7 protein-coding genes are annotated in these 6,323 nt (G+C 73.3%); 4 read left to right on the plus strand and 3 right to left on the minus strand.

The window, feature by feature from the left end:
• Positions 1-298: 298 nt before the first annotated feature.
• A complete protein-coding gene (locus tag ND748_RS22305) occupies positions 299-988 on the minus strand; it encodes a Crp/Fnr family transcriptional regulator (RefSeq protein WP_035923438.1) in 690 nt (229 codons plus the stop codon).
• 545 nt (positions 989-1,533) lie between these two features.
• Positions 1,534-1,770: a hypothetical protein gene (locus ND748_RS22310; protein WP_009741745.1), complete on the minus strand. Its 237-nt coding sequence runs from the start codon at positions 1,768-1,770 to the stop codon at positions 1,534-1,536.
• A 146-nt stretch (positions 1,771-1,916) separates the two neighbouring features.
• Here ND748_RS22310 and nth point away from each other — a divergent pair, with 146 nt between their 5' ends.
• Genes nth through ND748_RS22330 form a run of 4 tightly spaced genes read left to right on the plus strand, consistent with a single transcriptional unit; the run spans position 1,917 to position 5,236 of the window.
• Entirely contained in the window at positions 1,917-2,651 is a 735-nt protein-coding gene (gene nth / locus ND748_RS22315; protein ID WP_251747924.1) for an endonuclease III, read from the plus strand.
• Positions 2,652-2,656: 5 nt separating this feature from the next.
• A complete protein-coding gene (locus tag ND748_RS22320; protein ID WP_251747925.1) occupies positions 2,657-3,532 on the plus strand; it encodes a CoA pyrophosphatase in 876 nt (291 codons plus the stop codon).
• A 37-nt stretch (positions 3,533-3,569) separates the two neighbouring features.
• Positions 3,570-4,034 carry a plastocyanin/azurin family copper-binding protein gene (locus ND748_RS22325; RefSeq protein ID WP_251747926.1) on the plus strand — a complete coding sequence of 155 codons (465 nt, stop codon included), beginning with the start codon at positions 3,570-3,572 and terminating at the stop codon, positions 4,032-4,034.
• Between the two features lie 17 nt (positions 4,035-4,051).
• Positions 4,052-5,236: a MarP family serine protease gene (locus ND748_RS22330; protein WP_251747927.1), complete on the plus strand. Its 1,185-nt coding sequence runs from the start codon at positions 4,052-4,054 to the stop codon at positions 5,234-5,236.
• A gap of 42 nt (positions 5,237-5,278) precedes the next feature.
• Here ND748_RS22330 and ND748_RS22335 read toward each other — a convergent pair whose 3' ends face one another.
• Positions 5,279-6,193 carry an alpha/beta fold hydrolase gene (locus ND748_RS22335; RefSeq protein ID WP_251747928.1) on the minus strand — a complete coding sequence of 305 codons (915 nt, stop codon included), beginning with the start codon at positions 6,191-6,193 and terminating at the stop codon, positions 5,279-5,281.
• Between the last annotated feature and the right edge of the window lie 130 nt (positions 6,194-6,323).

Below are 6,323 nucleotides of genomic sequence, written 5' to 3' on the forward strand. Positions count from 1 at the left end.
CCCACGACCTGCCGACGGCGTCGCCCTCGTGGCCGGCGGATCATCGGCGTCCGTCTCAGTGTGATGCGAGGCCGGCGGGGGGGGGGGGGGGGGGGCGGGGGGCGCCCGCCCCCCGCCGCCCCCCCCCCCCCCCCCGGCACGGTATGCGGGCGTATCGCGGGGCGCGGATGTCGGGCTGTCGGGCTGGGCGCGGGCGGTGGGACGGGCGGCTGGCTGCACGGGCGGGCTCGGCGGAAAGACCCCGGGCCGTCCGGGCGGACCCGGGACGGCGCGTAACTGCGCGTGACGAGCGCCGGGACTAGCGGGCTCGGCGGGACAGCCGTTCGCGGTCGAGCAGCACGACGGCACGGGAGTCCAGGCGAAGCCAGCCACGGGTGGCGAAGTCGGCGAGCGCCTTGTTCACCGTCTCCCGGGAGGCGCCGACCAACTGGGCCAGCTCCTCCTGGGTGAGCCCGTGCTCGACCCGGACACCGGCCGCCTCGTTGCCGGGCTGGGCCGGTTCACCGAACCGCTCCGCCAGGTCGAGCAGGGCTTTCGCCACCCGACCCGGAACGTCCGTGAACACCATGTCCGCGACGTTGTCATTGGTGCGGCGGAGCCGACGGGCGAGCACGCGCAGCAGCATTGCGCCCGCCTCGGGGCGGGAACGCAGCCAGGGCCGCAGCGCGGTGTGCTCCAACGACAGCAACGACGCATCCGTGACCGCGGTCGCGGTAGCCGTGCGTGGACCGGGGTCGAACAACGAAAGCTCCCCGAAGAGGTCACCAGGACCCATTACGGACAGCAGGTTCTCCCGGCCATCGGCAGACTGACGCCCTATCTTCACCTTTCCGGACAGGACCACGAAGACCCGATCACCGACATCTCCTTCTCGGAACAGCACGTCCCCGCGGGTGACGTCCTGCCGATCAAGATGGTCGGAGAGGGCCAGCCGGTCCTGCTCGGAGAGCCCGACGAACAGCGGTACGCGGGCAAGCAGATCCTCCACGGTCCTGAGCATGCCAGGACTATGGGTGGAGGGCACGGGCAGGGACCCCCAGCATTCAAATTGCTCCACGTAGGTGAACGTGGAGCGACCGACCGTGCGCCGTTCGCGAGAATCCGCCCTCGATCAGGCACTTCCGGATGCCACGTCCGGGTGTTTTAAGCCCCACCACCGCGCCACGCCACGGGCCGCGTGAGCCGTTTCGCCCGGACGGGCCAGGTGGGCACCAGGTCGATCGGCCCGGCCGCCGACGGGCCGATGGACCCGCCCCTGGCGCCCGGCGGGACGGCCAGGGGCCGCCAGGGCCTTCGGCCCGGGTCTCGCGGGACTCCCCGCCCCGCCCCGCTTCCCCACAATGCCCACCGCCCGAGCCCGCCACCTGCGGCAACACCCGCAGGCGGCAGAACCGGCAGAAAAGCCGTCGGATGCGCCACCCGCCGCGCACCTATACCCGGACCGTTGATGGCGCGCGGCGGGCGACATGTGGTATACGCCGACACCGGCCATCCACCCGGCATGGGAAGAACGGCGGACGGCACGCTGGGGCATCAGGCTGCCCGATGCTTGCCGGGCGACGGTCGGCGCAACCGGCGCCGGTACCGCTCGAGCGCGGCGGGCAGCCCCTGTTGGACGAAGGTGTCGACCTCGTCCGGTTGGGCGTTGTCCAGGAAGCCCTCCAGTCCCTTGCCCGTGTCGGCGGCGTTCAACGGGCGTTCCACCCGTTCCATGGCCAGCAGAAGACCGAGAAGCACCAGAGGAAAGAAGATCGCGGCAATGACAAACATGACTCCCCCATGGTCTCCGACGGGCGATCGGCAGACGCACCGGGGGTGGGTGTGTCGCGGATCCGGTTGCCGACACTGGTCCTGACCACACGGCACGCCCACCGGTGCCAACCGGCCCGGATCGGCCGGCGGATACGCTGCGAGACATGCCCGCCGCCGTCGACACCGCGACCGAGACACCACTCGCGAAGACCCGGCGGGCCCGGCGGATCGTGCGTCTGCTGGGCGAGATCCACCCTGATGCCCGCATCGCGTTGCACTTCGACAACGCTCTCGAGCTGCTGGTCGCCACGGTGCTGTCCGCCCAGTGCACCGACAAGAAAGTCAACGAGGTCACGCCGGCGGTGTTCGCCAGGTTTCGGTCGGCGGCGGACTACGCGGGCGCCGACCGGGCCGAACTCGAGACGCTGCTGCGGCCGACCGGGTTCTTCCGCGCGAAGGCGAACTCGGTGATCGGCATCGGCGCGGCGCTCACCGAGCGCTTCGGCGGCGAGGTCCCCCGCCGGCTCGACGAGCTGACCACTCTGCCCGGCGTGGGCCGCAAGACCGCCAACGTCGTCCTCGGCCACGCGTTCGACACCCCGGGCATCACCGTGGACACCCACGTCGGGCGCCTGTCACGCCGCTTCGGGCTGACCACCGAGACCGATCCGGTCCGGGTCGAGGCCGACCTCGCCGCGCTCATCGAGCGCCGGGACTGGACCATCGCGTCCGATCGGATGATCTTCCACGGTCGGCGCTTCTGCCACTCCCGCCGGCCGGCGTGCGGCGCCTGCGCCCTGGCCCGGCTGTGCCCGTCGTTCGGGCTCGGTCCCACGGAGCCCGACGAGGCCGCCAAGCTCGTGCGGGGAACACGCGGCGACGTCGAAGCTTTGCGGTGAAGGAGATGGCCACGCCTTCGCCCGCCTGCCCCGGCGCGCCCTCTCCCGACCCCGCCGATGCGGCAGACCTGGGCGACGCGGCGGACCTGGGCGAGACGGCGGGCCTGGGCGAGGCGGGCGAGGTGGCCGGGGGCGCGTCCACGGCGCCGGAATGGCTGCGCACGCTTGCCGGCCATCTTGGCGATGCGCTGGTGACCGGCCGGACCCGCCCGGGCTCGCGGGCCACCGACGCCCGGCCGGCAGCCGTCCTCGTCCTGTTCGGCCACGGCCCGGACGGACCGGATGTTCTGCTGCTCGAACGGGCGGCCGAGCTGCGCAGCCACGCGAGTCAGCCCGCCTTCCCCGGCGGCGGCGCCGACGCCACCGACGCCGACCGGGTCGCCACCGCGCTGCGGGAGGCCGCGGAGGAGGTCGGCCTCGATCCGGCGGGAGTCGAGGTGCTCGCCGTCGCCTCGCCGCTCTACCTGCAGGCCAGCCACTACCTGGTCACCCCGGTGCTCGCCTGGTGGCACAACCCGTGCGCGGTCGCGCCCGTCGACCTCGCCGAGACGTCGTCCGTCTCCCGGGTGCCGCTGGCCGAACTCGCCGACCCGGCCAACCGGGTGATGCTGCGCTACGCCCAGGGCGGCCTGCTCAGTCCGGCTTTCCAGGTCCACGGCATGCTGGTCTGGGGCTTCACCGCCGGCATCCTCGACATCCTGCTACGACTCGGAGGGTGGGAGCGCCCGTGGAACCACTCGGCGATGGTGGACTACCCGCTTCCACAGGGGGTCCCCGCGGCGTCCCTACCGGCTCCCTCATCCCCTCCCCCGTCCCCGCCGGTTACGCCGACTCCACCGGTTACACCGACTCCGCGGCGGCGCTTCCCGAGTACGCCCTGAGCCGACCGAACGCGCCCCGAGACGAAAGGCACCACCGATGACCTGCACCGCGGACCGCGACCAGGCGGCCCGCCCGTCGAACCCGGGCTCGCCCCGCCGGCGAGCGCCCCTCGCGGCCGCCTTGCTCACGCTGGTCCTCGCCGTGCTGCTGGGCGTGGCGGGCTGCGGCGGCGACGGCGGTGGCAGTCCGTCCGCCGGGGCCACGCTCAGCGCCACCCAGGGGGCGGACGGCGTCCAGGTGTTCGCGGTCACCGGCCTGCCGAGCATGAAGTTCTCCGCCACGCAGCTACTGGCGAAGCCCGGGAAGATCCGCGTCGACTTCGCCGTGGCGCAGGGCTCGGCGCCGCACAACTTCGTCGTCCCGCGCATCCCCGCCGCGCACACCAGCATCGTCTCCGCCGGCGAGTCGCAGAGCGTCACCTTCACCGTGACGGAACCAGGCGACTATCCAGTGGTCTGTACCCTGCATCCCAACATGACGGCCACGCTGAAGATCGCCTAGTCCGGGCCGACCCTGCCGTGCCCAATGTGCTCGACATCGTCCTGCTGGTACTCGTCGTTCTGTTCGCGGTCTCCGGTTACCGGCAGGGCTTCCTGGTGGGCGCCCTGTCGTTCGTCGGCTTCCTGGGCGGCGGAGTGCTCGGCGCGAAGATCGCGAAACCGTTCACCGAGCTGATCGGTCAGCAGGGCCACGGCGCGCTGGTCGGCCTGGTCGTCGTGCTCGGGCTCGCCCTCGTCGGCCAGGTCGCCGGTACGGCGCTCGGTGTCGCGCTGCGCGACCGGTTGACCTGGCGGCCCGGTCGGGCCGTCGACGCCGCCGCCGGAGCGGTGCTCTCCGGCATCTCGGTGTTGCTCGTCGCCTGGTTGCTCGCGAACGCCGTCGAACGCTCCCCCTTCGAGTCCCTCGCCCGGTCGGTCCACGACTCCCACGTGCTCGCGGCGGTGGACGGCGGCATGCCCGACGGGGTCCGGGAGACCTTCGCCGACCTGCGCCAGATCGCCGACGACAAGGCCTTCCCGGAGGTCTTCGCCGGCCTCGGGGGCGAGCGGATCATCGCGGCCGGCCCGCCTGACCCGGCCACCACCCAGGCCGCCGGGGTGCAGGCCGCGGCGGCGAGCATCGTGAAGATCCGCGGCGTCGCCCGGTCATGCGACCAGCGGGTCGAGGGATCCGGCTTCGTGATCGCCCCCCAGCGAGTCATGACCAACGCGCACGTCGTGGCCGGCGTCCGCCACCCGACGGTCGTGCTGTCCACCGGCACCCTGCCGGCCGAGGTCGTGGTGTTCGACCCGGACCGGGACGTCGCCGTGCTGCGGGTGCCGGACCTGCAGCGCCCCCCGCTGCGGATGCGGGCCAGCCCACCGGCCGCGGCCGAGGAGCCGGCGGTCATCGCCGGGTATCCCCAGGACGGGCCCTACACCACCGTGGCCGCCCGCGTCCGTAACCACCAGCGGGCCCGGGCGGCGAACATCTACGAGCACGGCACCGTCGTGCGCGACATCTACGCCGTTCGCGGCCAGGTGCTACCGGGGAACTCGGGCGGCCCGCTGCTCGCCCCGGACGGGACCGTGCTCGGCGTGGTGTTCGCCGCGGCCATCGGCGACGACGACACCGGGTACGTGCTCAGCGCCGCCGAGGTCGCCCAGCCCGCCGCGGTCGGCAGCGTCGCGATGACCCCGGTCAGCACCCAGGGCTGCGACTGACGGCCGTCCGGGTGTCAGGCCGTCCGGGTCAGGCCGTCCGGGTCAGGAGCCGAGCCAGGCGAGCAGCTCGGCGTTGACGAGGTCCGGGACCTCCTCGTGCGGGAAGTGTCCGACCCCGGCGTGCAGCTTCCAGGTGTAGGGACCGCTGACGTAGCGCCCGGACCCCTGGGCGGTCGACGGCAGAAAGCAGCGATCGGCCGCACCGTGGATCTGCAGCGTGTCGACGTGCAGGGAGCGCCGCAACACGCCGGCGAACCGCGCCCCGTCCGGCCGGAACAACGAGCGGAACACCCATCGGTGGTACTCCAGCGAGCTGTGCGCCACCCCGGGGATCCGCATCGCCCAGCGATAGCGTCGCTCCGCCTCGGCATCGGGATACCCGGGCCCCCCCCATGCGCGCAGGAGGGCCGCGACCCGGACGGCATCCCGGGCGACCAGGGCACGTTCGGGACGCCACGGCAGTTGAAAGCCCGCCATGTAGCGGCTCGCGGCGCCCTGGCCCCGTGGGTCCGCCGCGATCTGGTGACGTAGTCGCAGCGGGTGGGGCATCGCCAGGACGGCGAGACGGCGGACGACCATCGGATGACGGGTCGCCGTCGTCCAGCCGAGCAGGCCGCCCCAGTCGTGGCCGACGATGACCGCGTCCTGCTCGCCGAGCGCCCGGATGAGGCCGGCCACGTCGTCGGACAGGGTGAACGCGTCATAGCCTCGCGGCGGCTTGTCGCTCGCCCCGTATCCGCGCAGGTCCGGGGCCACGACGCGATAGCCCGCCGCGGACAGGGCGGTGAGCTGGTGGCGCCAGGCCCACCAGAACTGCGGAAAGCCGTGCAACAACAGGACCAGGGGACCGTGGCCAAGCTCGGCGACATGCAGCCGGGTGCCGTTGGCGGACACGTCCCGATGCCGCCACGGCCCGTCGATCAGGACGCTGGCGGGCTCGGGAACGGTGTCCTCCATCGCCTGCCAGGATGGCAGACCGCCCCCCGCTGTGGGCCGGCGGTGGTCCGGTCGGAACGGGGCGTGCCCGGGTCGGCGGCCGCCGCGGCGGCCCGCTCCGGGGACTCCTCGCCGGCGCCCAGCCGCCCCG

Origin of the sequence: Frankia sp. AiPs1 (genome assembly GCF_023716945.1) — a bacterium.
GTDB lineage: Bacteria > Actinomycetota > Actinomycetes > Frankiales > Frankiaceae > Frankia.